This window comes from Pseudomonas sp. P1.8 (genome assembly GCF_001269805.1).
Lineage (GTDB): Bacteria > Pseudomonadota > Gammaproteobacteria > Pseudomonadales > Pseudomonadaceae > Aquipseudomonas.
Genome location: NZ_LHVM01000013.1, coordinates 1 through 25,797 on the forward strand (window position 1 = coordinate 1; position 25,797 = coordinate 25,797).

General features: G+C 59.5%; 15 protein-coding genes, 2 rRNA genes and 5 pseudogenes. 19 read left to right on the plus strand and 3 right to left on the minus strand.

Annotated elements, in window-relative coordinates; translation table 11 throughout:
• From AD668_RS10915 to AD668_RS28730, 5 genes and pseudogenes are all read left to right on the plus strand, one after another.
• Window positions 1-270 (plus strand): 23S ribosomal RNA (locus tag AD668_RS10915); the annotation flags it as partial.
• A gap of 156 nt (window positions 271-426) precedes the next feature.
• Window positions 427-542: ribosomal RNA gene (rrf, locus tag AD668_RS10920) — 5S ribosomal RNA — on the plus strand.
• A 205-nt stretch (window positions 543-747) separates the two neighbouring features.
• A pseudogene (locus AD668_RS30325) lies at window positions 748-897 on the plus strand (transposase); the annotation flags it as partial.
• A gap of 278 nt (window positions 898-1,175) precedes the next feature.
• Window positions 1,176-1,641, plus strand: a pseudogene (locus AD668_RS10925) (IS66 family transposase zinc-finger binding domain-containing protein); the annotation flags it as partial.
• A gap of 2 nt (window positions 1,642-1,643) precedes the next feature.
• Window positions 1,644-1,778: pseudogene (locus tag AD668_RS28730) on the plus strand (transposase domain-containing protein); the annotation flags it as partial.
• A 52-nt stretch (window positions 1,779-1,830) separates the two neighbouring features.
• Here AD668_RS28730 and AD668_RS10930 read toward each other — a convergent pair.
• Window positions 1,831-2,154: pseudogene (locus AD668_RS10930) on the minus strand (zinc-binding dehydrogenase); the annotation flags it as partial.
• On the opposite strand from AD668_RS10930, the pseudogene AD668_RS28735 reads away from it, so the two are divergent.
• The 5 genes and pseudogenes from AD668_RS28735 to AD668_RS10955 form a co-directional block, all read left to right on the plus strand.
• Window positions 2,155-2,898, plus strand: a pseudogene (locus AD668_RS28735) (LysR substrate-binding domain-containing protein); the annotation flags it as partial.
• 213 nt (window positions 2,899-3,111) lie between these two features.
• The gene (locus tag AD668_RS10940; protein ID WP_053158333.1) at window positions 3,112-4,092 is read left to right on the plus strand and encodes a quinone oxidoreductase; all 981 of its coding nucleotides are present in this window, start codon (window positions 3,112-3,114) and stop codon (window positions 4,090-4,092) included.
• Between the two features lie 14 nt (window positions 4,093-4,106).
• Window positions 4,107-4,955, plus strand: coding sequence for a TauD/TfdA family dioxygenase (locus AD668_RS10945; RefSeq protein WP_053158335.1), 849 nt, complete (start codon window positions 4,107-4,109; stop codon window positions 4,953-4,955).
• Window positions 4,956-5,034: 79 nt separating this feature from the next.
• Window positions 5,035-6,087, plus strand: coding sequence for a 3-keto-5-aminohexanoate cleavage protein (locus AD668_RS10950; RefSeq protein WP_053158339.1), 1,053 nt, complete (start codon window positions 5,035-5,037; stop codon window positions 6,085-6,087).
• A 96-nt stretch (window positions 6,088-6,183) separates the two neighbouring features.
• On the plus strand, window positions 6,184-7,509 hold the full coding sequence (locus tag AD668_RS10955) for an MFS transporter (RefSeq protein WP_053158342.1): 1,326 nt from the start codon (window positions 6,184-6,186) through the stop codon (window positions 7,507-7,509).
• 230 nt (window positions 7,510-7,739) lie between these two features.
• Here the strand turns inward: AD668_RS10955 and AD668_RS10960 are convergent, their stop codons facing one another.
• Window positions 7,740-8,759 (minus strand): AraC family transcriptional regulator, encoded by a 1,020-nt coding sequence (locus AD668_RS10960; protein WP_053158345.1) that lies wholly within the window; start codon window positions 8,757-8,759, stop codon window positions 7,740-7,742.
• A 257-nt stretch (window positions 8,760-9,016) separates the two neighbouring features.
• Between AD668_RS10960 and AD668_RS10965 the strand changes: the two genes are divergently transcribed.
• The 9 genes from AD668_RS10965 to AD668_RS11005 all read left to right on the plus strand — a co-directional run bounded on the left by AD668_RS10965 (window position 9,017) and on the right by AD668_RS11005 (window position 23,633).
• Window positions 9,017-9,571 carry an alpha/beta hydrolase gene (locus AD668_RS10965; RefSeq protein ID WP_053158348.1) on the plus strand — a complete coding sequence of 185 codons (555 nt, stop codon included), beginning with the start codon at window positions 9,017-9,019 and terminating at the stop codon, window positions 9,569-9,571.
• Window positions 9,572-9,678: 107 nt separating this feature from the next.
• Window positions 9,679-11,550 carry a DUF1302 domain-containing protein gene (locus AD668_RS10970; RefSeq protein ID WP_053158350.1) on the plus strand — a complete coding sequence of 624 codons (1,872 nt, stop codon included), beginning with the start codon at window positions 9,679-9,681 and terminating at the stop codon, window positions 11,548-11,550.
• Between the two features lie 39 nt (window positions 11,551-11,589).
• Complete coding sequence (locus AD668_RS10975) at window positions 11,590-12,948, plus strand: DUF1329 domain-containing protein (RefSeq protein WP_053158355.1); 1,359 nt, start codon at window positions 11,590-11,592, stop codon at window positions 12,946-12,948.
• 183 nt (window positions 12,949-13,131) lie between these two features.
• Complete coding sequence (locus tag AD668_RS10980) at window positions 13,132-14,223, plus strand: YCF48-related protein (protein ID WP_053154895.1); 1,092 nt, start codon at window positions 13,132-13,134, stop codon at window positions 14,221-14,223.
• 16 nt (window positions 14,224-14,239) lie between these two features.
• Window positions 14,240-16,774, plus strand: a complete 2,535-nt coding sequence (locus AD668_RS10985) for an RND family transporter (RefSeq protein ID WP_053158359.1) — start codon at window positions 14,240-14,242, stop codon at window positions 16,772-16,774.
• 7 nt (window positions 16,775-16,781) lie between these two features.
• Window positions 16,782-18,560: an acyl-CoA dehydrogenase C-terminal domain-containing protein gene (locus AD668_RS10990; protein WP_053158362.1), complete on the plus strand. Its 1,779-nt coding sequence runs from the start codon at window positions 16,782-16,784 to the stop codon at window positions 18,558-18,560.
• 17 nt (window positions 18,561-18,577) lie between these two features.
• Window positions 18,578-20,221 (plus strand): fatty acid--CoA ligase, encoded by a 1,644-nt coding sequence (locus tag AD668_RS10995; RefSeq protein WP_053159832.1) that lies wholly within the window; start codon window positions 18,578-18,580, stop codon window positions 20,219-20,221.
• Between the two features lie 53 nt (window positions 20,222-20,274).
• Entirely contained in the window at window positions 20,275-22,386 is a 2,112-nt protein-coding gene (locus tag AD668_RS11000) for a 3-hydroxyacyl-CoA dehydrogenase NAD-binding domain-containing protein (protein ID WP_053158365.1), read from the plus strand.
• 59 nt (window positions 22,387-22,445) lie between these two features.
• Window positions 22,446-23,633, plus strand: coding sequence for an acetyl-CoA C-acyltransferase (locus AD668_RS11005; protein WP_053158368.1), 1,188 nt, complete (start codon window positions 22,446-22,448; stop codon window positions 23,631-23,633).
• Between the two features lie 49 nt (window positions 23,634-23,682).
• Here AD668_RS11005 and prpR read toward each other — a convergent pair whose 3' ends face one another.
• Window positions 23,683-25,635 (minus strand): propionate catabolism operon regulatory protein PrpR, encoded by a 1,953-nt coding sequence (gene prpR / locus AD668_RS11010; protein ID WP_053158371.1) that lies wholly within the window; start codon window positions 25,633-25,635, stop codon window positions 23,683-23,685.
• Between the last annotated feature and the right edge of the window lie 162 nt (window positions 25,636-25,797).

The window sequence follows — 25,797 nt, forward strand, 5'->3', positions numbered from 1 at the left end:
TTTGAGAGGGGCTGCTCCTAGTACGAGAGGACCGGAGTGGACGAACCTCTGGTGTTCCGGTTGTCACGCCAGTGGCATTGCCGGGTAGCTATGTTCGGAATAGATAACCGCTGAAAGCATCTAAGCGGGAAACTAGCCTCAAGATGAGATCTCACTGGGACCTTGAGTCCCCTGAAGGGCCGTCGAAGACTACGACGTTGATAGGTTGGGTGTGTAAGCGCTGTGAGGCGTTGAGCTAACCAATACTAATTGCCCGTGAGGCTTGACCATATAACACCCAAGCAATTTGCTTCTCGAAAGAGCATCAGATTGCGGTGTGTGAAGACGCAATGAACCGAAAGTTCGAAATACTCACAAAACACCAAGCTATCACATCCCCAATTTGCTGAAGCGCGGCCATCTGGTCACGATTCGGTACCCGAATTTCTTGACGACCATAGAGCATTGGAACCACCTGATCCCATCCCGAACTCAGCAGTGAAACGATGCATCGCCGATGGTAGTGTGGGGTTTCCCCATGTGAGAGTAGGTCATCGTCAAGATTAAATTTCGAAACCCCAATTGCGAAAGCAGTTGGGGTTTTGTTTTTGCGGCGTGGAAATAGCCGAGAGAGTTAAAGCTTTCTGCCGGGGCAAGGATTCAACGTATCCGTCCGGCCAAGTCATCTACCCTGCACCGCAAAGCCAAGACATGGTGTGCACTTAAATTTAGGTGGACACCAGTTCTAGCCTTTTAAGCGGGTATTTCATGCAGCCACAACGACGTTCTTACTCCAAATCCTTCAAGGCCCAAGTCATTCAAGAGTGTGCCCAGCTTGGCGCTTCGATTGCCAGCGTCGCGCTGAGCCACGACCTCAACGCGAACCTCGTCCATAAGTGGATTCGGCTGCAATCGCAGAAAAGTGCCGTCCTGCAACCTGCCTTTATCCCCGTGGCATTACCGTCATCGGCGTCACGATCAGATATCACCCCGGCCATGATCTGCCTCGAAATCCCATACTCACGCGGTACCATCAAAGTTAGCTGGCCGACCGAAAGCGCGGCTACCTGCGCAACCTTTATCAACTGCGCTGCCAGAGCGCGCAGTTGTTCAGGGGTTAGGAGGTCGAGATTGGGCAGCGAAGTAATGCCGTCGATTTTGCCAGAACAGGCGAAAACCCACGACAGACTGATCGGATAATTGCACGGCCAGGCGGGACTTGGCAGAGGCAGTGCGTGGAAAGTCTCGATCAGACAGTCGAGACAATGGGCAAACAAATCCACCGCGACCAAACGATTATCGAGAAGCTGACCCACGAAATTGCACAGCTCAAACGGTTGAAGTTTGCCAAGCGTAGCGAACCGTTAAATCCGCAGCAGGCTAGCTTGCTGGACGATTTGATCGATACCGATATCGCGGCGATTGAGGCTGAGCTTCAGGCATTGCAAACAACTCCGCCTGCGACCGATAAAAAGCAAAAGCCCAAGCGCACGGCGTTGCCGGCGGAGTTCCCACGCACGCTAATCCACCCGCAAGGACAACACTCATTGTCCTTGCGGGTGCGCACTCAAGCGTATCGGTGAAGACGTCAGCGAAAAACTGGATTACACGCCTGGTGTATTTACTGTCGAGCGCCATGTCCGTGGCAAATGGGTCTGTGATGCATGAGTTTGATCCAGTCTGCACGGCTCAACGGGCATGATCCGTCTGCTTATTTGAAGGACGTGCTCACGCGCCTGCCGTCGCAGCGGGCGAGTGAGATTGCCGATCTGCTGCCACATAATTGGGTGGCCATCTAACCGCGCATATTTCGATGCGCAAATCTGCGGCGTAACTTCAAGTGGCTTAATCCTAAGCGATTTTGATTACTACCTTACCAAAGGCGCCTCTGGCCAAATGTTCGTACGCTTCGCGTGCTTGATCGAATGGATACACGTGGTCGATTACCGGGCGAATCTTGTGCTCATTCAAGAATTCGTTCATTCGGTCAAATGACGAGCGTGGAGCAACGGCTATGCCGCGAATCGTTGTTTGTCGGAAAATCATAGGCATCAGGTTCAGGGCAGAGGTTTGGCCTGTCAGAAAGCCGATCTGTGCGATACGTCCACCTGCCTTTGTAGCAGCAATCGATTGATTGATGCCGTCACCGCCTGCCACATCCAGCAGGAGATCCACTCTGCTGAGGGCGAGCGGTTTTACGAACGCGTCAAAGAGATTTTGGCAACCATCGCAGAAACCACTTCCATGTTCGACCGTAGTGGATCGACGCTGCGAGGTCGGCTTCGAATTGACATCCCCACTGCATTTTCCCAGCGCAGCTTCATGGAAAGCCTTAGGAGATTTACAGAGGCATTTCCCGAAATCGAGCTTGCGCTAGGCGTGACCGACCGTACGGTAGATCTCGTCGCCGAGGGCATCGACTGTGTATTGCGAATTGGTGACCTCCCGGATTCAAGCATGGTGGCCAGAGAAATTGGCACCGCCACCATGGTGACCTGTGCGTCTCCAGGTTATCTCCAAGCCTGCGGGGCACCCATAACCCTACAAGATCTAGCAGACCACCAATGTGTAAGCTTCCTTTCCGGTCAAAATAACAGACCGCTGCCTTGGCACTTCTCGGTAGACGGCGAAGATCGTCCACACACGCCTCATGGTGGAATCACTGTGAATGAGTCGAATGCCTACGTTCAATGCGGTGTTGCAGGCTTCGGCATTGTTCAAGCTCCTGGAATTGCCGTTGAGACATTCCTCGCAAGCGGAGAATTGGTTGAAGTGCTCAGGGCATTTCGTCCAAAGCCTCGCCTGGTTTCCGTGCTTTATCCAAGCAGAACGCATCTTGCGCCTCAGGTCGACGCATTTGTGGATTGGCTGAAGGAACATTTTCCTGTGCTACACCCCAGCTGGTTCACAGCGCACTAACCTTCGCTCATATGCTGACCCCGCACCAAAACGGGCTGGTGCAAGATGTGTTCGGCAGACGCTTACGATTGAACCGGTGGATCGCAAACCACTTCTGTCATGAAATGTTCTGCCGTTGTCGTTCGATGAGTCACGTTCAGACTGTCTGCAGCTTAGATTCCAATCAACGTAATTGCCGTAATGCACCCAGAACGTTGATTGGAGAAAAAAAGCATGGCCAAAGTCGTACGTTTTTACGAAACCGGTGGTCCCGAGGTTCTTCGCCTGGAAGAAGTCGAGGTCGGCGACCCCGGTCCTGGTGAGGTCCGGCTTCGTCATGTAGCGGTCGGTCTCAACTATGCCGACACCTATTTTCGCAATGGCACTTATCCTGTTCCGATGCCCAACGGCATTGGCGTTGAAGCCGCCGGTGTGGTGGCAGCAGTGGGAGAGGGGGTCTGCAACGTAGTGGTCGGTGATCGGGTGAGCTATACCGGCTTTACCAACACGCTAGGTGCCTACAGCACTGAGCGCTTGATCCCGGCGGCCCCGCTGATCAAGCTGCCGGAAAATATCTCTTTCGAGACTGCAGCGGCGATGACCATGCGCGGATTGACCTCCGCGTATTTGATGCGTCGTATCTATGATTTCAAGGCCGGTGACAGCATCTTGTTGCACGCGGCCGCCGGTGGCGTCGGTCTGATCGTTTCGCAGTGGGCCAGGCTTCTGGGACTGCGGGTGATCGGTACTGTGTCCAGCGAGGCCAAGGCCGAACTCGCCCGTGCTCATGGCTGTGATCATGTGATCAATTACAGCCATGAAGATGTGGCCAGGCGCGTACGTGAATTGACCGACGGTGCCGGTGTCAATGTGGTGTTCGACAGCGTTGGCAAAAGCACGTTCGAGGGTTCGCTGGATTCACTCAAACGACGTGGCCTGATGGTCTGCGTCGGGACTGCATCCGGTCCGATTGCGCCATTCAATCCTGCTCAGTTGGCGATGAAGGGCTCATTGTTCCTGACTCGCCCGGCCCTGGCCGATTACATTGCCGACCCTGCAGAAAAGGCCGATCTGGCCGGTGAGGTGTTCGGTCTGGTCGGTAGCGCAAAGATCAAGATCGAGATCAACCAGCACTACAACCTGCAGGACGCCGTGCAGGCTCACCGTGACCTGGAGTCACGCAAGACCACCGGCTCATCGATCTTCGTCATCTAAGGAGATCTGTTGCCATGCAAGTCGAACAACTTACCTGCAGCATTGGTGCCGAGCTGATCGGCGTCAACCTCGCCGACGCGGTTCACGATGACGGTCTGTTTGCCGAGATTCGCGCGCAATTGCTCAAGCATCGCGTGGTATTCCTGCGCGATCAGGACATCAGTCGTGCCGACCATGTCGCCTTTGCCCGGCGCTTCGGCGAACTGGAGGATCATCCGGTCGTTGGCAGTCACCCGGATCATCCCGGCCTGGTGCAGGTCTACAAAAATCCTGACAGTCCGGTCGACCGTTACGAGAACTCCTGGCACACCGACGCTACCTGGCGCGAAGCCCCGCCGATGGGTTGCGTGCTGCGTTGTCTTGAGTGCCCGCCAGTCGGTGGCGACACCATGTGGGCCAATATGGTGGAGGCTTACAAGCATCTTCCGGACGACGTGAAGGCGAAGATCGAAGGCCTGCGTGCCCGTCACAGCATCGAGGCGACCTTCGGCGCAGCGATGCCGATAGAGAAACGCCTGGCAATCAAGGCGCAGTACCCGGATGCCGAGCATCCGGTGGTGCGTACCCATCCAGAGACGGGTGAAAAGGTGTTGTTCGTCAACTCGTTCACCACGCACTTCAGCAACTTCCACACTCCCGAGCGGGTACGGTTCGGTCAGGATTACGCCCAGGGCTCGTCCGAACTGCTGCGGTATCTGACCAGCCAGGCCTGCATTCCCGAGTATCAAGTGCGTTGGCGCTGGAAGCCCAACAGCATTGCCATCTGGGACAACCGCAGCACCCAGCACTACGCCGTGATGGATTACCCGGCCTGCCATCGCAAGATGGAGCGCGCCGGGATCATTGGCGAAAAGACCTACTGAGCAATCTCACCTGCACTCAAGCAAATGCCTGCTGCGCACAGCCTGTCGCGCAGGCAAAAAACAAAAAAAGGAGATGACCATGCAGTTTTTCGACGATTCCTTGCACCCGGAAAATATGGAAAAAGTGGTGATTACCGTCGCCCCCTATGCACCCCAATGGATGCCTGGCGACTTTCCGGAAGACATTCCGCTGACCATGGACGAGCACGTGCAAGCGGCCGTCGATTGCTATGAAGCCGGTGCGACCGTACTGCATTTGCATGTGCGCGAGCTGGACGGTAAAGGGTCCAAGCGTCTGTCCAAATTCAACGAGTTGATTGCCGGTGTGCGTGAGGCCGTACCGGACATGATCATCCAGGTTGGCGGCTCGATTTCCTTTGCACCTGAAGGCGACGGTGCAGAAGCCTTGTGGCTTTCCGACGATACCCGGCACATGCTCGCAGAACTGACGCCCAAGCCGGATCAGGTCACCGTCGCCATCAACACCATTCAAATGACCATTACCGAACTGCTGTATCCGGAAGGCATCGAAAACACTTCCCTGTTTGATCCGGCCACCCATGCGGCCTATAGCGAAATGACCGTGCCGGCAGGGCCTGCCTGGGTTGCCGAGCACCTCAAGCGACTGCAGGCCAGCAATATCCAGCCGCACTTCCAGCTGACCGGCATCCATGCCTACGAAACCCTCGAGCGTTTGGTGCGCAAGGGCATTTACAAGGGGCCGATGAACCTGACCTGGATCGGTATCGGTGGTGGTTTTGACGGCCCGAACCCGATGAACCTGATGAACTTCATCAATCGTGTGCCGGATGGTTGCACCTTGACGGCGGAGTCGTTGCTCAAGAACGTGTTACCACTCAATACGATTGCCCTGGCCATGGGGCTGCACCCAAGGCTCGGTAATGAAGACACCATTATCGATCAGCACGGCAAGCGCTTCTCTTCCGTAGAACAGGTCAGGCAAACGGTGCGCATTGCCCACGAGCTGGGGCGTGAAATCGCCTCCGGTAAAGAAGCGCGTGATATCTACCGCATCGGCGTGCAGTACAAAACCGTTGAAGAAACCCTGTTGGCCAATGGCCTGGCGCCGAACCGCGCAGCAGGGCAGAAGGGCATACCACAGCGCGCTTGATCCAGAGGCTGGGGCAGGTATTCTGCCCCAGCACCTTAGCGCGTGAGCAAGACCAAAAAACAATAACAATAGGGTGCTAGACACCGAGGAGACAGCATGGCGTTTCATCACAGTACTGTGGCCGATGAAATGGATACTTCGATTGGCATTCCGCGCCGCTACGCCTGGATTGTGTTTGTGCTGACTTTTGGCTTGTTGATTTCCGATTACATGTCACGGCAGGTCCTCAATGCCGTGTTCCCGATTCTCAAGGGCGAGTGGGCTTTGAGCGACGGCCAACTCGGCCTGCTAAGCGGCATCGTTGCCTTGATGGTTGGCCTGCTGACCATTCCTTTGTCACTGCTCGCCGACCGCTTTGGTCGGGTCAAGAGTCTGGCGCTGATGGCGTTGTTGTGGAGTCTGGCCACCCTGGGCTGCGCTTTGGCACAGAACTACCAGGAGATGTTGATTGCGCGTTTCATGGTGGGTGTTGGTGAAGCGGCCTATGGCAGCGTCGGCATCGCGGTAGTGGTATCGGTGTTTCCAAAAAGCATGCGTGCGACCCTCGCCAGCGCGTTCATGGCAGGCGCTATGTTTGGCTCTGTGTTGGGCATATCCATCGGCGGGGCGGTTGCCGTCAAGCTTGGCTGGCGTTGGTCATTCGCCAGTATGGCGCTGTTTGGCCTGGTGTTGGCCGTGCTCTACCCGATTATCGTCAAGGAAGCCCGAATAGCCCCGCAGCGATTGGCCGAGGTCGGCAGCAAAGTGGCGGTCAAGCGCCCGCTGCGCACCTTGTACGGCACCCGTTCGGTGATTGCCACTTACATCGCCAGCGGCCTGCAAACGTTCGTTGCCGGCAGCATGATTGTGTGGCTGCCGAGCTATTTCAACCGTTACTACGGATTGGGCGAGGGCAAGGCCGGCGCCGTGTCCGGTGTCATGGTGCTGTGCTGTGGAGCCGGCGCAATCCTGTGCGGTATGCTCAGCGATCGCCTGTCCCGTCAATCGCCGTTGCGCAAGATCGAGATGTGCATGGTGTTCTGCCTGGCCAGTTGTTTGCTGATGTCGCTGGCACTGGTTCAGTCGTCGGGCCCTGTCCAATTGGGACTGATCGGCCTGGCGATGCTATTCGTCACTGGCGCCAACGGCCCGATCATTGCCACGGTCGCGAACCTGACGAACTACAAGGTGCACGGCACCGCGTTTGCTGTTCTGACCTTGGTCAATAATATGCTCGGCCTGGCGCCGGGGCCCTTCGTGACTGGAAGGGTGTCCGATCTCATCGGCTTGCACGGGGCCTTCCAGTGGGTGCCGTTGATGAGCATCGCGGCGGTAGCGGTGTTTTACTATGTCCGTTCTCACTATCTCGACGACATCGCGCGTGCGCACAGCGAAGAGGTCGAACAAACGTCGGCAAAAACCATGATGGAGGTGTCGTCGTGACGGTGACAGACGTGTAGTCAGGCGCGCTGTCGAGGGTCGCCCCTCGCAGCGGACGACTCGAATACGAGTCAGGGTGGTGCCCCGAATGTGCTCCTTTAGCGGTCGCCTGTTGTAGCAGGCGGCCGTTTTTTTTCAATGGGCAATACCAGCAGGTGCAGCAAACCAGGCAGCCAAGCCGGGTTGTCCGCTGGTTAAGCACGACGACTCACGGCGGGTCGCAGCATGCTGCATCAGCTGTCTTTGCGCATCCCGATCCGGTGTTCACTGCGCCAGGTGGCGGGTGGCATATTGAACTGTGAAACGAACCAGCGGGTGAATGAGTTGGGCATGGAATAGCCGAGCATGTCGGCGATACGCCCCAGCGAATAGGCCGGGTTCTCCAGATAGCGAACGACCAGGTCGCGGCGCACGCAACTGATCAACTCACTGAAACTGGCCCCTTCTTCGCCCAGGCGGCGCTGCAGGGTGCGCACGTTCATGCCCAGGCTCTGGGCAATTTGCGCAATGGTCGCACGGCCCATGGGGAGCAACAGGTAGATGGATTTGCGCACATCGAACGCTACGGAGTTACCGTATTCGCGCAACAGAGAATCCAGGTAGCGCTGTGCATGTCGGGCCATGGCCTCGTTGGCCAAAGGATTGGCGGCGTCGAGGTTGGAGGCAGGGCAAACGATGCCGTTGAACTCACAACCGAAGTCCACTTTGCAGCCGAAGATCCGCCGATGCACCGAGAGGTCCGCCGGCGCGTCATGAGTGAAACAGACGTTGATCGGGTTCCAGTGTGCGCCGAGCAGGGCCGCGCAAAAGCGGTGCATCACGGCGATGAGCAGTTCGATCGACTGGCGATTGTTGGTGCCCATGTCGGTCACCAGTTCTTCGCGAATGATCACCGTCTTGCCGGATTCTTCGACGAAAATCGCCAGTGAATCGTTGATCAGTTGACGGTAATGCACGATCACTTTCAGCGCGTCACGAAGATTGTTCTGGTGACTGAGCAGCAGACTCACTTCACCAAAATCTGCCAGTTGACGCAGCTCGGCCATACGCAGGCCGAAGGTGTCACACCCACTCAGAAGCGCTGATTTCTCCAGCAGGATGATGCCGGTCGTGGCCGGAATACGCTGGCTTTGGTCGGCCAGCATCGAAGGGCTCAAACCCACTTCGGCCAGCAGGACGTTGGCGTTCAGCCGCAGATGGCGAGCCACATCCAGGTAGTTGGTCAGTACGGCGGTTCGTGCTTGTACGGGCATGGCGTAAATACATTCCATGTAGTGACAAATGAGATCTCGCTGTCGCAATTGCCTGCCAGTTATAGAGACTTGGTCGGCAAATGGAAAGTGCCGATGGTGCTAAATCCACCACGCTGATTACGGCTTATTGTCACGAAAAGGGAAGTCGCTGACGCTAAATGTAACCCGCTCCGATAGGGCGAATTCTACTGTGCTGCTGGCAGGGTTCGAGACATTCGCGAACCGTTCGATGGATTGTGCAAGGGGTGAAAAGGGCGATGAGTGACACCACGATTTTGATAGTTCCCGGCTTGCGTGATCATGTGCCGGAGCATTGGCAAACGCTGCTGCAAGCCAGGTTGGACAAGGTCCGTTCGGTGCCTCCCCTGGAAGAGAACAAGCTCAGTCTGGCGGCGCGTGTGGAAGCTATCCAGCGCGAACTGGAGACGATTTGCGGTCCGGTCATTCTGGTGGCCCACAGTGCCGGTGTGTTGATGGTCGTGCACTGGGCCGCTCGACATGATCGCCCGATCAAGGGTGCCTTGCTCGCCGCACCGCCGGATCTTGAAGCCAGTTGGCCAGCCGGCTACCCGTCCCCTGAAAGCCTGCGGGCCAATGGCTGGAATCCGCTGCCAACAGCACCTCTGCCATTCCCTTCGATTGTCGCAGCCAGTACCAACGACCACCTTGCGAGCCTTGCGTCCGTGACTCGGATGGCCGGGCAATGGGGCAGCCAGTTGGTCAATCTCGGCGCGGTAGGTCATCTCAATCCGGCCGCCGGATACGGTGAGTGGCCTCAAGCCGAAGGCTTCATCGACACGCTGGATCGCTAAGCGCACATACCAAAAAAACCGCTTGATCAGACACTCACGTCAGCGCAAGGACCGGACGTGAGCCGTTGTTGATACCCAAAACAAAAACAAAAAATGGAGACAACGCAATGAATACCTCTACAGGTCACAGCGCCTTACTGCCCAGCCTGCTGTCCACTGCTATTTCACTCGCCGTCATGCCGGCAGCCCAAGCCTTTGAGTTCAACAATGGCAGTGAGGACTGGACCGTACGTTTCGACAACACGCTAAAGGCCAGTTATGGCCAACGGGTCGAAGGCGAAAATTCGAAGATTGCCAACACCTCCAACCTCAACGACGGCGACAACAATTTTGGCGTCGGCAGCGCAGTCACACAGCGGGTCGACTTGCTGACTGAACTGGACGTAGTTTACCAACGGAAAATGGGTTTTCGTGTCAGTGGCGCGAGCTGGTACGACCATGCCTATGACAATGTCGGGTCCAACTCCAACCCTTTTCCGGGGCAGGCGGGCAACGCGGGCAATCTGGTTGCAGCGCGTCAGGCCGGTTCGATTCAGCCGGGTACCTCGCTGAACGGCCACGCGGCCAGCAGACATGGATTGAGCAACTACACCGACCGTTATTACAACGGACCTTCCGGCGAAATCCTCGATGCCTTTGTGTTCTACAGCACCGAGGTCGGTGAGGAGTCGATGTTCAGTGCCAAGCTTGGCAAGCACAACGTGTATTGGGGCGAAACCCTGTTCAACGCGGCCAACGGCATCAACTACGGACAGTCAGCGCTGGACATTGCCAAGTTGTACAACGTGCCAGGCACCGAAACCAAGGAGCTGTTCCTGCCGCGTAACCAACTGTCCATGTCGTTCACGGTCAATCCGCAACTCACCCTGGGCGCACAGTACTTCCTGGAGTTCCAGAACTCCCGGCTGCCCGAGGGCGGGACCTACATGGGCGGCTACGACATGCTTGGCGAAGGGGCTGATGTGTTCTGGCTGCCCTTGCCGTCGCTGCTTGGCGGGGCAGGTGCCTTTTACGGCGCGCCGCGTGGGCACGACGTCAAACCGCATAACTCTGGCGACTTCGGGCTGATGGCCAAGTGGAGCCCGGAATGGCTGAATGGCACCTTGGGTTTCTACTACCGCAACACCTCGGACACGATGCCGTCGGTGTTGATCAATGCGCCTAACTTGCACAAGCCTGGTCTGGCGGGTCTGGAAGGCATTGAGTACCTGACGGCCTACGCCGATGACATCGACATCTACGGTATCAGCCTGTCCAAGGGTGTCGGCCCGGTCAGTGTCGGTCTCGATTTGAATTACCGCGAAAACATGCCGCTGGTGAGCAACTTCAGCACCATCAATCCGACCTTGAATACCCTGGCCGGCGAGGGCCTGGTCAACGGTGCCAACCTGATCGGTGCCGTACCGGGCAAAGGTGAAACCGGGCTGGCCCGCGGCAAGACTTTTCACGTGGTACTCAATGGCCTGGTGAGCTTTGGCGACACCCCGGTGTGGGACGCCTCATCCCTGGCGGTAGAAGGCACGCTGACCCATCTGGTCAGTGTCGATAAGGGCAAGCAGACCTTCAAGGGCGACTCCAGCTATCGAGGCGTGGATAAGGTTGATACCAATGCCTACACCCTCGCCGCCAACTTCACACCAACCTGGTTCCAGGTATTCCCGGGTGTCGATCTGTCCATGCCCCTCTCCTACAACGTTGGCCTCAAGGGCAACTCGGCCGTTCAGTTAGGCGGCAATGAGGATGCTGGCAGCTACTCCGTCGGCGTCGCCGCGGACGTTTATCAAAAATACAAATTCGACCTCAAATACGTCGATGCCTTTGGTCCATTCGATACCTGTGAAACCGGGCTCGATAACAACACACCCGGTGCCAATGGTCGGTACGAATGCATCCCCGGTCAGATCACCTCCCAAGCAGGCCTGTCACCGCTGCTGAAGGACCGCGGGATGGTCACGGCCTCGTTCAAAACCACCTTCTGATTGACCCTCGGATTACAACAACAAGTGGAGAGAGTTCAGATGAGACTTCTATACAGCGTGCTGGCGATTTCCCTCGCAGGCGTCATTGCGGCTCAAGCTCAAGCCGGAGTATCGACTGAAGAAGCGGCGAAACTGGGCACCAGCCTGACCGGTGTCGGCGCCCAAATGGCCGGCAATGCCGATGGTTCAATCCCTGCCTATAAAGGCGGGCTGACCACGCCGCCGGCCAGCTTCAAGGCCGGCGACAGCATGCGTCCGGACCCTTTTGCCGATGAAAAACCGCTGCTGGTGATCGATGGCAAGAACGTCGATCAGTACAAGGGCATGCTCACAGCGACCGCGGTGGAACTGGCCAAGCGTTATCCCAGTTATCACATCAATGTCTATCCGACTCACCGTACGGTAGCCCTGCCTCAGTCGGTGTTGGACAACAGCCGGAAAAACGCCACGGGCGCCAAGTCTCTTGAAGGCGGGCTGTCGATTGACAATGTCCTGCCCGGCGTTCCGTTCCCGATTCCCCAGTCAGGTAGCGAGGCGATGTGGAACCACTTGCTGCGTTATCTGGGTGTCAACCTCACGTCAAAATATGACTCCTGGACCGTCGACGCCGCCGGTGTACCGACCCTGGCCACCACCGGTTTGTCGTACATGAATTATCCGGTCTACGAAGACATGTCGAAGCTGATCAGCAGCACAGACATTTTCTACCAGATGAAGCTGTATTACACCGGCCCCGCGCGTCGTGCGGGGGAAGCGATCATGCTCAAGGATTCGGCCAATCCCCTGGTGCAGCCACGCAAGGCCTGGCAGTACCTGCCGGGTCAGCGTCGGGTGAAACTGGCGCCGGACCTGGCCTACGACACGCCTAACCCCGGTACTGCAGGGACCAACACCTACGACGATACCTTTGTGTTCAACGGTGCGCTGGATCGCTTCGACTGGAAGCTGGTGGGCAAGCAGGAAATGATCGTGCCCTACAACACTTACAAGCTCACCTACGCGCAGGACCCCAAGGTGCTGACCACGCCGAACCATCTTGCCTCTGACTATGTGCGCTGGGAGAAGCACCGGGTCTGGGTGGTGGAGGGCACGCTCAAGTCCGGTTCACGCCACATCTACCACAAGCGCCGTTTCTACCTGGATGAAGACAGCTGGATCGCTCTGGCCTCGGATCAATACGACGCCCGTGGTCAGCTCTATCGCGGATCCTTCGCTTTCCTCAGCCAGAGCTACGACAAACTGACCCCCGATACTTCACCGTTCATGATCTACGACCTGGTGGGCGGTAACTACAACATCAATGGCATCGTCGGGCCGTACGGTGGCGTCAAGTACATCGAGCCTCTGTCGAAGGCGCAGTGGGTGCCGGATGCTCTCGCAGGCTCCGGCATTCGCTAAGCCAACCGCATTGTGGGAGCGAGCCTGCTCCGGGCGGCGTTCCGACGATGGACCAGAGGGCGACGCGGGCATCCAGACAGCACGTGTCATCGTTAACGTCCATCGTCGGAATGCCGCCCGGCGCGTGCTCGCTCCTACAAACGGCAGGACTTGCAGGGCGCGGTTTTCCGAAGAGGACGCAGTATGTGTTCATATAAAAATAATAGATTGCTACTGGCCCTTGGCGTTGTGCTCTGCCTGTCGCAGGGCGTCACCCAGGCGGCCGAATATGTCGACGTGCTGGACCTGCCTGCCAGGGTCAGTGCCTTGGCCATCAACAGCCCGCTGTCGGGCATGACCCGCGCCGGTGAGCGCGTGATTGCCGTCGGCCAGCGTGGCCATATTCTGTTTTCCGATGATTCTGCAAAGCACTGGCAACAGGCCGCCGTGCCGGCCAGTGCCGACCTCACTGCGGTGAATTTTCCGACAGCCACCCAAGGCTGGGCGGTGGGTAACGACGGCGTGGTGCTGCACAGCAGCGACGCCGGCGCGACCTGGCAAAAACAACTCGACGGTCGTCAGATCGGCGCCTTGCTGGTCAAGCATTACACGGCTTTGGCGAGTGCCGAGCCGAGCAACGAGCAATGGCCCCAGTTGGCTATGGAAGGCCAACGACTAGCCGATCAGGGCGCGGACAAACCGCTGCTCGGCGTCTGGTTCGCCAACGAAAAAACCGGCTACGTGGTCGGCGTGTTCAACCTGATCCTGCGCACCGACGACGGTGGCCAGACATGGACGCCGTATCAGGACCGCACCGAGAACCCCCAGGGTTTCCACCTCAACGCCATCGCCTCCACCGGCGACAGTGTGTACATCGCTGGCGAGCAAGGCCTGTTGCTCAAATGGGATGACAGCGCCCAGCGTTTCGCCGCCGTGCCAACGCCGTATCAAGGCAGCTTCTTCGGTGTCGTCGGCCAGCCCGGCGAAGTGCTGGTGTATGGCTTGCGCGGCAACGTGTTGCGCAGCACCGACGGCGGCCAGAACTGGACCGCGCTGGACAGCGGCCTGCACGTCAGCATCACCGCCGGCCTGATCGATGCCCGTGGCCATTACCGCCTGTTCACCCAGGGCGGGCAGATGCTGGTCAGCCAAGGGACTGGCGCGCAAATGCGTCTGACGCAGCAACCGGCGCGCGCACCGGTTGCCGGCGCCACCCAGTCCGCCGATGGTGCACTGGTGGTCGCGGGCAGCCGCGGCGCCCAGACGCTGACCGTCGATCCAGCCCTCGAACCCTAAGAGCGAGAACCCAGACATGGGCAATATCAAACAAGACGCCATGCCGGTGATTCGCGAACTGCGCGATTTCGACCAACGCTCCGGCAACCTCCTCGAACGGCTGGTGTTCAACTACCGCCCGCTGTTCATGCTGCTGATGGCGCTGGCCACCGTGGTCCTGGGTTTCATGGCCGTGACGCGCCTGGAGTTGCGGCCAAGTTTCGAAAAAATGATTCCGCAGAGCCAGCCCTACATCCAGAACTTCCTGGAAAACCGCGCTTCACTGCGCGGCCTGGGCAACTCGGTGCGGGTGGTGGTCGAGAACACCCAGGGCGATATTTTCGACCCCGCTTACCTCGATGTGCTCAAGCAGGTCAACGACCAGCTGTTCCTCACCGAAGGCGTCGACCGTGCGTGGATGAAGTCGCTGTGGAGCCCGGCCGTGCGCTGGACCGAAGTCACCGAGGACGGTTTCCAGGGTGGCCCGGTGATGCCCGACAGTTATCAGGGCTCGCCTTCGGACATTGAACAGCTGCGCCAGAACATCTCCCGTGCCGGTATCGTCGGCAGCCTGGTGGCCAGCGATTTCAAGTCGACCATGCTGATCGTGCCGCTGATGGACAAGGCCGCCGCCGGCGGCCAACGCATCAACTACCACGCCTTCTCGCAGATGCTCGAAGAGCAGTTGCGCGACAAGATCGAATACGCCGGCGACAGCGCGGCGCGTAAATCCGGGGTCGAAGGCAGCGGCCATTACAAAGTCCGGGTGATCGGCTTCGCCAAACTGATGGGCGACCTGATCGACGGCCTGATCCAGGTGATGATGTTCTTCGGCCTGGCCGTGGTCACCTCGCTGATCATCATCTATGCCTACACCCGTTGCGTGCGCAGCACCCTGCTGGTGGTCGGCTGCTCGCTGGTTGCGGTGGTCTGGCAACTGGGCATCGTCGCCTGGCTCGGTTACGCCATCGATCCGTACTCGGTGCTGGTGCCGTTCCTGATCTTCGCCATCGGCGTGTCCCACGCCGCGCAGAAGATGAACGGCATCATGCAGGACATCGCCCGTGGCACCCATAAACTGATCGCCGCGCGCTACACCTTCCGCCGTCTGTTCATCGCCGGGGTCACCGCGCTGCTGGCCGACGCCGTGGGCTTCGCGGTGCTGATGCTGATCGACATCCCGGTCATCCAGGACCTGGCGATCACCGCCAGCATCGGTGTCGCGGTGCTGATCTTCACCTCGCTGTTGCTGATGCCAGTGGCATTGTCTTACGTCGGTGTCGGCGCGAAAGCCGCCGAGCGTGCGCTGAAAATCGACAACCGCGCCGAGAAGCACAAAGGCTTCGGCAAACTGTGGGACGCGCTCGATCGCTTCACCACGGCCAAGTGGGCCACCGGCGCCGTGCTGGTCGCGGTGTTGATGGGCATCGGCGGTTTCGTGGTCAGCCTTGACCTGAAGATCGGCGATCTGGAAAGCGGGGCGCCGGAGCTGCGCGCCGACTCGCGCTACAACCGCGACAACGCCTACATCACCCAGCATTACGCGCTGTCCAGCGACCTGTTCGCGGTGATGATCAAGACCGCACCGGAAGGCTGTCTGAACTACAAGACCCTGGTGCTGGCCGATCGTCTGGCCTGGGAGCTGCAACAGTATCCGGGCGTGCAGGCGACCTCGTCGTTGGTCAACGCGGTACGCCAGATCACCGCCGGTACTTATGAAGGCAACCCCAAGCTCAACAGCATCCAGCGCAACCAGGACGTGCTCAACTACGCCGCGCAGCAAGCCTCGGTCAACTCCCCGGAGCTGTTCAACACCGACTGCTCGCTGATGCCGGTGATCGCCTTCCTCAAGGATCACAAGGCTGAAACCCTGGACGCCGTGGTGGCGATCGCCGACAAGTTCGCCAAGGAAAACAGCACCGAAGATCGCCAGTTCCTGCTCGCGGCCGGCAGCGCCGGGATCGAAGCGGCGACCAACATCGTGGTGCGCGAAGCCAACCACACCATGCTGTTGTACGTGTATGCAGCGGTGACCTTGTTCTGCCTGATCACCTTCCGCAGCTGGCGCGCCACGCTGGTGGCCCTGTTGCCGCTGGTGCTGACCTCGATCCTCTGCGAAGCCTTGATGGTGGCCATGGGCATCGGCGTGAAAGTCGCGACCCTGCCGGTGATCGCCCTCGGGGTGGGGATTGGCGTGGACTACGCCTTGTACCTGCTCAGTGTGCAGTTGCACTTCCAGCGCCAGGGCCTGCCGTTGTCCGAGGCCTACCGCAATGCCGTGTCGTTCACCGGCCGGGTGGTCGGGCTGGTGGGCATTACCCTCGCTGCTGGCGTGGTGTGCTGGGTCTGGTCGCCGATCAAGTTCCAGGCCGACATGGGCATCCTGCTGACCTTCATGTTCCTGTGGAACATGCTTGGTGCGCTGATTCTGATTCCTGCGCTTTCGTACTTCCTGTTGCGCACGCCCTCGCTTATCAAACAGGCGGCACCGGAGCAGCCGGTGGTGCGTGTCAGTGGGCACGACTCTTCCGAAAAACCGGGGGCGCGTCATGCCCTCACACTGTCTGAGTAATTCAATCATGTCCGATTACAAAGCCCCTCTGCGCGACATGCGCTTCGTGCTCAATGAAGTTTTTGAGGTCTCCCGGCTCTGGGCCAGATTGCCCGGTCTGTCCGAGGTCGTTGACGAAGAGACGGCTGCCGCCATCCTCGAAGAAGCCGGCAAGATCAGCGCAGGTATCATCGCGCCGCTGCGTCGTAGCGGTGATGAACAAGGCTGCGCCTGGAACAACGGTTTGGTGACCGTTCCGGACGGTTTCGCCGAGGCCTATCAAGCCTTCGCCGCGGGCGGTTGGGTCGGTGTCGGCGGCGAGTCTCGGTTCGGCGGTATGGGCATGCCCAAGGCGATTTCGGCGCAGGTCGAAGAGATGGTCGCTTCCGCCAACCTGTCGTTCGGCACGTATCCGATGCTGACGGCGGGGGCCTGCCTGTCGCTCAATGTCCACGCCAGCGAAGCGCTGAAAGCCAAGTACCTGCCGAACCTGTATGCCGGCGTCTGGAGCGGCTCGATGTGCCTGACCGAAGCCCATGCGGGCACCGATCTGGGCATGATTCGCACCAAGGCCGAACCCCAGGCTGACGGCAGCTACAAGGTCAGCGGCAGCAAGATTTTCATCACCGGCGGCGAGCATGACCTGACCGAGAACATCATCCATCTGGTACTGGCGCGCCTGCCCGATGCACCGGCCGGACCGAAAGGCATTTCGCTGTTCCTGGTGCCCAAAGTGCTGGTCAATGACGACGGCTCGCTGGGTGAACGCAACGCGCTGTCCTGCGGCTCCATCGAACACAAGATGGGCATCAAGGCTTCTGCCACCTGTGTGATGAACTTCGATGGCGCTACCGGCTGGATCGTCGACGCACCGAACAAAGGCTTGGCGGCGATGTTCACCATGATGAACTACGAGCGTCTGGGCGTGGGCATCCAGGGCCTGGCCCAAGGCGAGCGCTCCTATCAGAACGCCGTCGCGTACGCCCGAGACCGGCTGCAAAGCCGCGCGCCTACCGGCGCGCAGCACAAGGAAAAATCCGCGGACCCGATCATCGTCCACCCCGACGTGCGCCGCATGCTGCTGACCATGAAAGCCTTGAACGAAGGCGGGCGGGCATTTTCCAGCTATGTCGCCTTGCAACTGGACACGGCCAAGTACAGCGAAGAGGAGACGGTACGCACTCGCGCCCAAGAGCTGGTGGCGTTACTGACGCCTGTGGCCAAGTCATTTCTCACCGACATGGCGCTGGAAAGTACCCTGCACGGCCAGATGATTTTTGGTGGCCATGGCTACATCCGCGAGTGGGGTCAGGAGCAAGCGGTGCGTGACGTGCGCATCACGCAGATCTACGAAGGCACCAACGGCATCCAGTCCCTGGACCTGGCCGGGCGCAAGATCGTCGGCAGTGGCGGGGCGCTTTACCGGCTGTTTGCTTCGGAAATTCGCAACTTCACCGCCAACGCCAGCGCCGACCTCGCAGAGTTCACCAAACCCTTGAACGCCGCCGTGGATACCCTCGACGAATTGACCGCGTGGTTGCTGGATCGCGCCACGAACAGCCCGAATGAAATCGGCGCGGCCTCGGTCGAGTACCTGCAGGTATTTGGCTACACCGCCTACGCCTACATGTGGGCGCTGATGGCCAAAGCCGCCTTGGGCAAACAGTCCGAGGATGACTTCTACGCCAGCAAGCTCGGTACGGCGCGTTTCTATTTCTCCCGTCTGCTGCCACGTATTGACTCACTGAGCGCATCGGTCATGGCCGGTAGCGAAAGTCTTTATCTGCTGGAGGCGGCGCAGTTTTGAATCAGGAAAGCCAGACCATGCTGAAGACAAAAATAATCCCGCCGGCAGCCGGTGCGTACTCCTATCCGTTGCTGATCAAAAGCCTGTTGCTGTCGGGGGTGCAATACGCACCTGGCAATGAAATCGTTTACGCCGACAAGCTGCGCTACAGCTACAAGACCCTCATCGAGCGGATCCATCGGCTGGCCAATGCGCTGACGGCGGCTGGGGTCAAGGCCGGGGATACCGTGGCCATGCTCGACTGGGACAGTCACCGATACCTGGAGTGTTTTTTCGCCGTGCCGATGATCGGCGCGGTGCTGCACACGGTGAATATTCGCCTGTCACCGGAGCAAGTGCTGTTCACCATGAACCACGCCGAGGATGACCTGGTGCTGGTGCATGATGATTTTCTGCCGATGATCGAGCAGATCCACGAGGGGCTGAGCACCGTCAAAGGCTATATCCGCCTGACGGATGACGCTGCAACGGATAACGGGCTGCCGGTGTTGGGTGAGTATGAAAGCCTGCTGTCCCAGGCCGCCAGTCAGTATGACTTCGCCGATTTCGACGAGAATTCGGTGGCGACGCTGTTTTACACCACCGGCACCACCGGCGAGCCGAAAGGTGTGTATTTCAGCCATCGCCAATTGGTGCTGCACACCTTGAATGCCGTCGGCACCCTGGGCGTTTACCAAAGCCTGCCGTTGCTGCGTTCGGATGACGTGTACATGCCGATTACCCCAATGTTTCACGTTCACGCGTGGGGCGTGCCGTATGTCGCGACCTTGATGGGCATCAAACAGGTCTACCCTGGCCGTTACGAGCCCAATAGTCTGGTTCGGCTGTTTCGGGAAGAGAAGGTGACTTTTTCCCATTGCGTGCCGACGATCCTGCAAATGATCCTCGGCTGCGACGAAGGTCAGAGGACCCGTTTCGACGGCTGGAAAATGCTCCTCGGTGGCAGTGCGCTGACGTTGGGGGTCGCCAATCAGGCGAGTGCCAAAGGCATTCAAGTCCACAGCGGCTACGGCATGTCCGAGACCTGTCCGATGCTGTGCCTGAGCTTCTTGCGGGCCGAGGAGCTGGAACAGTCGGCCTCCGCGCAGCTGCCCACTCGTATCAAGACCGGCCTGCCGATTCCTATGGTCGACTTGAAAATCATTGATGCCAACGGCGATGCCGTCGCCCATGACGGCGAGTCCCTGGGTGAAATCGTGGTGCGTGCACCGTGGTTGACCCAAGGCTATTTGAAGTCACCGGAAAAAGGCGCCGAGCTCTGGGAAAACGGCTGGTTGCATACCGGTGACCTGGCGTCCATCGACCTGCAAGGCAGGGTGGAAATCAAGGACCGCATCAAGGACGTGATCAAGACCGGCGGCGAGTGGATCAGCTCCCTGGACCTGGAGAGCCTGATCAGCGAGCACGCATCGGTCGCCTCCGTCGCCGTGGTCGGCATTGCCGATGAGCAATGGGGCGAACGGCCCATGGCGCTGGTGGTGTGTGAATCGGGGCAGTTTGTCGACAAGCAGATGCTCGAAGCCCATCTGCAACAGTTCGTGGCCTGCGGCCGAATCAACAAATGGGCAATCCCCAAGCAATTCAAGTTCGTCGCCGAAATCCCCAAGACCAGCGTCGGCAAGATCAACAAGAAGCTGATTCGGGAAAGCGCGTTGAGCTGAGGGAATCGAGTTCCTCACGGTATCCGCGCCTTTACCTGAACGAGAAAATATCCATGAATGATTTGATCCATTATCAAAACGAAGGCCCCCTGGCCCTGATCGGCCTCGCCCGTGCCCCCGTCAACGCCCTCGGCCTGGCCTTGCGCGAACAATTGCTGGAGGCCTGCGAGCGTGCCGCTGCCGACGACAGCGTGAAAGCGATTGTGCTCCACGGCGCTGGATTGCCGTTCAGCGCCGGCGCGGACATTTCCGAGTTCGGTAGCCCTGCATCGTTCGCCCGGCCGGACCTGCCACATCTGTTGACTCGCCTGACCGAGTTGGACAAACCCTTGATTGCCGCCATCGGTGGCCTGGCGTTCGGCGGTGGGCTGGAACTCGCCTTGGCCTGCGGCTACCGCGTGGCGCAAGCCGGGGCGCGTCTGGGATTACCGGAAATCAAGCTTGGCTTGCTGCCCGGCGCGGGTGGCACTCAGCGCTTGCCGCGTCTGATCGGTGCCGCCGCGGCGCTAGAGATCATTGCATCCGGGCAGCCGATCAACGCCAGTCGAGCACTGGCATTGGGACTGCTCGATCGTGTCACGGATACCACCGATAGCCTGCTCGAGGCGGCCAAGGCTTTCGCCGCAGAGCTGATTTCCAGGCAGGCACCGGCGCGTCCGGCCTGGCCGCATCCGAATCCGGGTGCAGCCCTGCCAACGAATTATTTCGTCGACCACCGCGCTGCCAATCAGTCGCGTTGGAAAGGCCAGAGCGCGCCGCAGCGGGTGGTCGCGGCCATTGAGGCAGCTTGCCATTTACCATTGGTCGAGGGGCTGGCCAGAGAGGGCGAGCTGTTCAAGGAGGCCGAAGCTTCCAGCGAATCCGAGGCTCTGCGCCATGTATTCTTCGCCGAGCGTGAAGTCGGCAAACTGCCGGGTCTGTACGCGGATACGCCGATCCGGCCGATTGCCCGGGTTGCGGTGATTGGCGCCGGCACCATGGGCGGCGGGATTGCCATGAACTTCGCCAACGCGGGGATGGCGGTGACGCTGCTGGAGCTCAAGGCCGAGGGGCTGGAGCGCGGATTGGCACTGATCCGCAAGAACTACGACAGCAGTGTCCAGCGCGGCAAGCTCTCGCCTGAGCAAATGGAACAGCGCTTGGCACTGATCCACGGCTCCCTGGACTACGCCGATATCACCGACGTCGACCTGGTGATCGAAGCCGTGTTCGAGAGTCTGCCAGTCAAGCAGCAGGTGTTCCGAACCCTGGACGAGGTGTGCAAGGAAGGCGCGATTCTAGCCAGCAATACCTCCACGCTGGATGTCGACGCCATTGCCGCTGTCACCCGCAGGCCACAGGACGTCGTCGGCCTGCACTTCTTTAGCCCGGCCAATGTCATGCGCCTTCTTGAAGTGGTGCGCGGCACGGCTACGGCGGCCGATGTCCTGGCCACGACGCTGAAAATCGCCAAGCGCATCGGCAAGATCCCGGTGGTGTCCGGGGTGTGCTTCGGCTTCATCGGCAATCGCATGCTCGAACCCTATTCCCGCGAGGCGCACCGTCTGCTGCTGGAAGGCGCCGCGCCTGCGCAGATCGACAAGGTGCTCACCGGTCTCGGCATGGCGATGGGCGTGATCGCCATGCACGACCTGGCCGGCATCGATGTCAGCTTCCTGGTGCGCGAGTCGCGCCGTGAGCTCATTGCCCATGATCCGGGCTACTGCAAACTCGCCGATGCGCTCTATGCCCTCGGCCGTTTCGGTCAGAAAACCAGTCGAGGCTATTACGTCTACGAAGGTCGCGAGCGTAAGGATGATCCAGAAGTGGTCGCACTGGCCGAGCAAATCGCCGGTGAGTTGGGCATCCCGCGTCGAGTGATCAGCGATCAGGAAATCCACGATCGCTGCCTGCTGATGCTGATCAACGAAGGGATTCAGTTGCTCGACGAGGGCATCGCCCAGCGCAGCAGCGACATCGACCTGGTCTGGATCAACGGCTACGGCTTCCCGGCCTGGCGCGGTGGACCGATGCATTACGCCGAAGGGCTGGGGCTGGCCCAGGTGTTTGAACGCATCGGTCATTACCGCCAGGCACTGGGTGCCTATGGCGCGATGTGGTTCCAGCCGGCAGCGCTGTTGGAGCGTCTGGTGGCCAGCGGCAAGTCCCGCATCGAACGCATCTGATCATTCGGCGGCCACCGCGCGGTGGCCGCTCCAATCTGTCACGCAAGGAGTTTTCGATCATGAAAGAAGCCGTCATTCTCTCCACAGCCCGTACACCGATCGCCAAGGCGTTCCGGGGCGCATTCAATACCCTAAAGTCGCCGACCATGGCCAGCCACGCCATTCGTGCCGCAGTCGAACGTGCCGGCATCGAAGCCGGGGAAATCGAAGACCTGGTCATGGGCACCGCACTGACCAGCGGCACAGCCGGTTTGAACCTCGCCCGCATGGCGGCGCTGGCCTCGGGGCTGCCGTTGTCGGTCAGCGGCCAGACCCTGGATCGCCAGTGCGCCTCGGGACTGATGGCCATCGCCACCGCCGCCAAGCAGATCATCGTCGACGGGATGCCGGTCACGGTGGGGGCCGGTCAGGAAAACATCAGCGCCGAGCAGCACCGCAACATGGAATGGGCCTACGCCGAGCGTGATCCGCAGGTGGAGCGCAATGCCATCCACGCCTACATGCCGATGCTGAAAACCGCGGAACTGGTTGCCCAGCGCTATGGGATCAGCCGCGAGGCGCAGGACGCGTACGCCCTGCAATCGCAGCTACGCACCGCAGCTGCGCAGCAGTCCGGACTGTTCGACGGCGAAATCATCCCGGTCAGCAGCCTGCGCCAGGTGACCGATAAAGCCACAGGCGAAACACGTCTGGAGCAAGTCACCTTGCGTGCCGATGAGGGCAACCGTGCGCAGACCCGTCTGGAAGATTTGGTCAACCTCAAACCGGTGATCGAGGGCGGCTGCATCACCGCCGGCAACGCCAGCCAACTGTCGGACGGCGCCAGCGCCTGCGTGTTGATGGATGCGCGTCTGGCCGAACAGCGCAATCTCAAGCCGTTGGGTCTGTATCGCGGCATCGCCGTGGTCGGCCTCGCCCCGGAAGAAATGGGCATCGGCCCAGTGCTGGCGGTGCCCAAACTGCTCAAGCAACACGGTCTGAAGGTCGACGATATTGGTCTGTGGGAACTCAACGAAGCCTTCGCCTGCCAGGTGCTTTACTGCCGCGACACCCTGGGTATCGATGACGCCCGCTTGAATGTCAACGGCGGCTCCATTGCCATCGGTCATCCTTACGGCATGAGTGGCGCACGCATGGTCGGGCACGCCTTGCTGGAAGGTCGGAGGCGCGGTGTGAAGTACGTGGTGGTAACCATGTGCGTGGGTGGCGGCATGGGCGCGGCCGGGCTCTTTGAAGTGTTCCAGTAAGCCCCCGGTCACCCCGCACACAGGATTGCGCGCGGGGTGCAATGCCGATTTATTGCAGGCGCCGCCACAAGGTGGATCGACTGATGCCCAACTGAGTGGCGGTTTGCGCCAGGTTGCCGTTACAGGCCTGGAGCATTTCGAGGATGTGTTGTTTTTCCTTTTCCTTGGCGATGTTCTTCAAGTCGGTGGTCATCGGCGTTGCCTGCGCTGTGGCCTGAGGCAAGGCTTGGCTTTTCAGCAGTTCGGGCACCACCAGGGCGAGGGTTCGCTCATCAATCGCGGTGCCTTGCAGCAGCTCTTGTGCTGAAAGCACTGCCCGTTCGACGATATTTTCCAGTTCGCGGATATTGCCGGGCCAGGCATACGCCATGAGCTTGGGCAGCAGTGCATCGAGCAAGCGTTCCTGCAATCGCGGCACGTGTTTGTCTGCATTCAGGCGCAGCACAATGGCGCGGGCGATGTCGGTGATGTCTTCACGACGTTCGCGCAAAGGCACTGTCTGCAGGCGCAGGATGTTCAAGCGATAGTAGAGGTCGCTGCGAAAGTCTCCGGCTTCAATGGCTTGGGACAAGTCCTGATGGGTGGCGGCGATGATCCGGATGTCGATGCTGATCGGTTCGGTGGCGCCGAGGCGCAGCACCTCGCGTTCCTGCAGTACTCGCAGCAGACGAGTCTGCAATGACACCGGCATGTCGCCGATTTCGTCGAGGAACAACGTGCCGCGATGGGCGGCCTCGATCAATCCGGGCTTGCCCCCTTTACGCGAGCCGCTGAAGGCACCTTCCTGGTAGCCGAACAGCTCGCTTTCCAGCAACGACTCGGGAAACGCCGCACAGTTTATCGCGACAAACGGCCCGCGCTGGCGAGTACTGACATTGTGCATGCCTTGCGCCAACAACTCCTTGCCGGTGCCACTTTCGCCGGTGATCAGCACGGTAGAGGAGGTGGCCGCATAGCGCTCGGCGAGCTTGAGCAACTGGTGAGTCGCCAGGCTTTTGCCGTTGATTTGCTCCAGGCGGTATTTGGCCGAGAATCCGCTGGGACGGTGCGTCGCGCGAATGCGCTGGTCGGCACGCTGGACCGCCGAGATGTCCTGGCAAGTCAACACCAGTCCGGTGCGTTGGCCGTCTTCCAGGATCGGCAGGATATTGCTGACAACCAGATTCTGGCCCACGCGGATGACGGTGTTTTCTTCGCCGACGCCACTGCGCAGTACGTCGTCCAACGCCAGTTCCGGGCAAAACTCCTGCAACGGACGGCCCAGCAGACGGCTTGCCGGCATGCCCAGCAACGCTTCCAGTGCAGGGTTCAGCGATTGCACGATGCCCTGATTGTCGACCGCCGCCACACCGGTCGGGATGTGCTGCAACACACCGTCCAGATGTCGGCGTTTGGCGATTTCGACGCGTTGGCTGTGGAGGATACCCAGCGCTTCTTCCAGCGCTTTGCGCACCGTGTCCTGGCTCAATGAAAGCACGCCGTGCAAGCCGGCACGCTCGGCCAGTTCAACCACAGTGGATGAGCCAATCACCGTCTGGTAACCGAGGTTGCGGGCATGCTCCACCGCTTTGCGGGCTTCTTCCAGTGTGAGGTAGCTCGCCTGATGGATCTGCACGGTGAACAGTGACGCCATCGACTCAAGATCGGCGTTGATCCGCGCATAGCTGAGGACGGCGATATGCGGTGAAAGCAGTCGCGCCTGTTCCAGGGCTCGCAGCAGATCGGCACCACCCACGCGCATCGACAGCACCGGGCGGCTCAGGTGTCTGCGCAAGTGGGCGGCGGTAGCACCTGCGCAGATAAAGACTTGCGCTTCGTCGTTCTGCTCCAGCTCGCGGGCCAGTTGCAAAGACTCGGCGACAGTGGTGTCGAGCACGCGGATGCTGGTTTCGGCCGAATAGTCAGCCAGCACGCTATTGACCACGCGCGCCAGACGGCTTTGTTGCAGCGGGCGTTCCAGGTGGCTGATGAGAACGATGATGCGGGGCTGGCGGGGCTGCATGGTGAGCGAGCTCTCAGGAATGTTTCAGCAATGTTTCATAGTTGAAAGCAGTTGTTTCATTAATGCAATGCCGATCTTCCTGAAAACGCCGGGCCATGTTCAGGTGAAGGGCTGCAGGCCAGGTTTTATAAGGCGCTAAGCGGTCTAGCGCGTTGCATTGAA

Coding starts and splice junctions, on each gene's coding strand:
- AD668_RS10950 (WP_053158339.1), top strand. CDS start 5,035: ATGCAGTTTTTCGACGATTCCTTGCACCCGGAAAATATGGAAAAAGTG.
- prpR (WP_053158371.1), bottom strand. CDS start 25,635: ATGCAGCCCCGCCAGCCCCGCATCATCGTTCTCATCAGCCACCTGGAA.
- AD668_RS11005 (WP_053158368.1), top strand. CDS start 22,446: ATGAAAGAAGCCGTCATTCTCTCCACAGCCCGTACACCGATCGCCAAG.
- AD668_RS10955 (WP_053158342.1), top strand. CDS start 6,184: ATGGCGTTTCATCACAGTACTGTGGCCGATGAAATGGATACTTCGATT.
- AD668_RS10990 (WP_053158362.1), top strand. CDS start 16,782: ATGTCCGATTACAAAGCCCCTCTGCGCGACATGCGCTTCGTGCTCAAT.
- AD668_RS10965 (WP_053158348.1), top strand. CDS start 9,017: ATGAGTGACACCACGATTTTGATAGTTCCCGGCTTGCGTGATCATGTG.
- AD668_RS10970 (WP_053158350.1), top strand. CDS start 9,679: ATGAATACCTCTACAGGTCACAGCGCCTTACTGCCCAGCCTGCTGTCC.
- AD668_RS10995 (WP_053159832.1), top strand. CDS start 18,578: ATGCTGAAGACAAAAATAATCCCGCCGGCAGCCGGTGCGTACTCCTAT.
- AD668_RS11000 (WP_053158365.1), top strand. CDS start 20,275: ATGAATGATTTGATCCATTATCAAAACGAAGGCCCCCTGGCCCTGATC.
- AD668_RS10975 (WP_053158355.1), top strand. CDS start 11,590: ATGAGACTTCTATACAGCGTGCTGGCGATTTCCCTCGCAGGCGTCATT.
- AD668_RS10940 (WP_053158333.1), top strand. CDS start 3,112: ATGGCCAAAGTCGTACGTTTTTACGAAACCGGTGGTCCCGAGGTTCTT.
- AD668_RS10945 (WP_053158335.1), top strand. CDS start 4,107: ATGCAAGTCGAACAACTTACCTGCAGCATTGGTGCCGAGCTGATCGGC.
- AD668_RS10980 (WP_053154895.1), top strand. CDS start 13,132: ATGTGTTCATATAAAAATAATAGATTGCTACTGGCCCTTGGCGTTGTG.
- AD668_RS10960 (WP_053158345.1), bottom strand. CDS start 8,759: ATGCCCGTACAAGCACGAACCGCCGTACTGACCAACTACCTGGATGTG.
- AD668_RS10985 (WP_053158359.1), top strand. CDS start 14,240: ATGGGCAATATCAAACAAGACGCCATGCCGGTGATTCGCGAACTGCGC.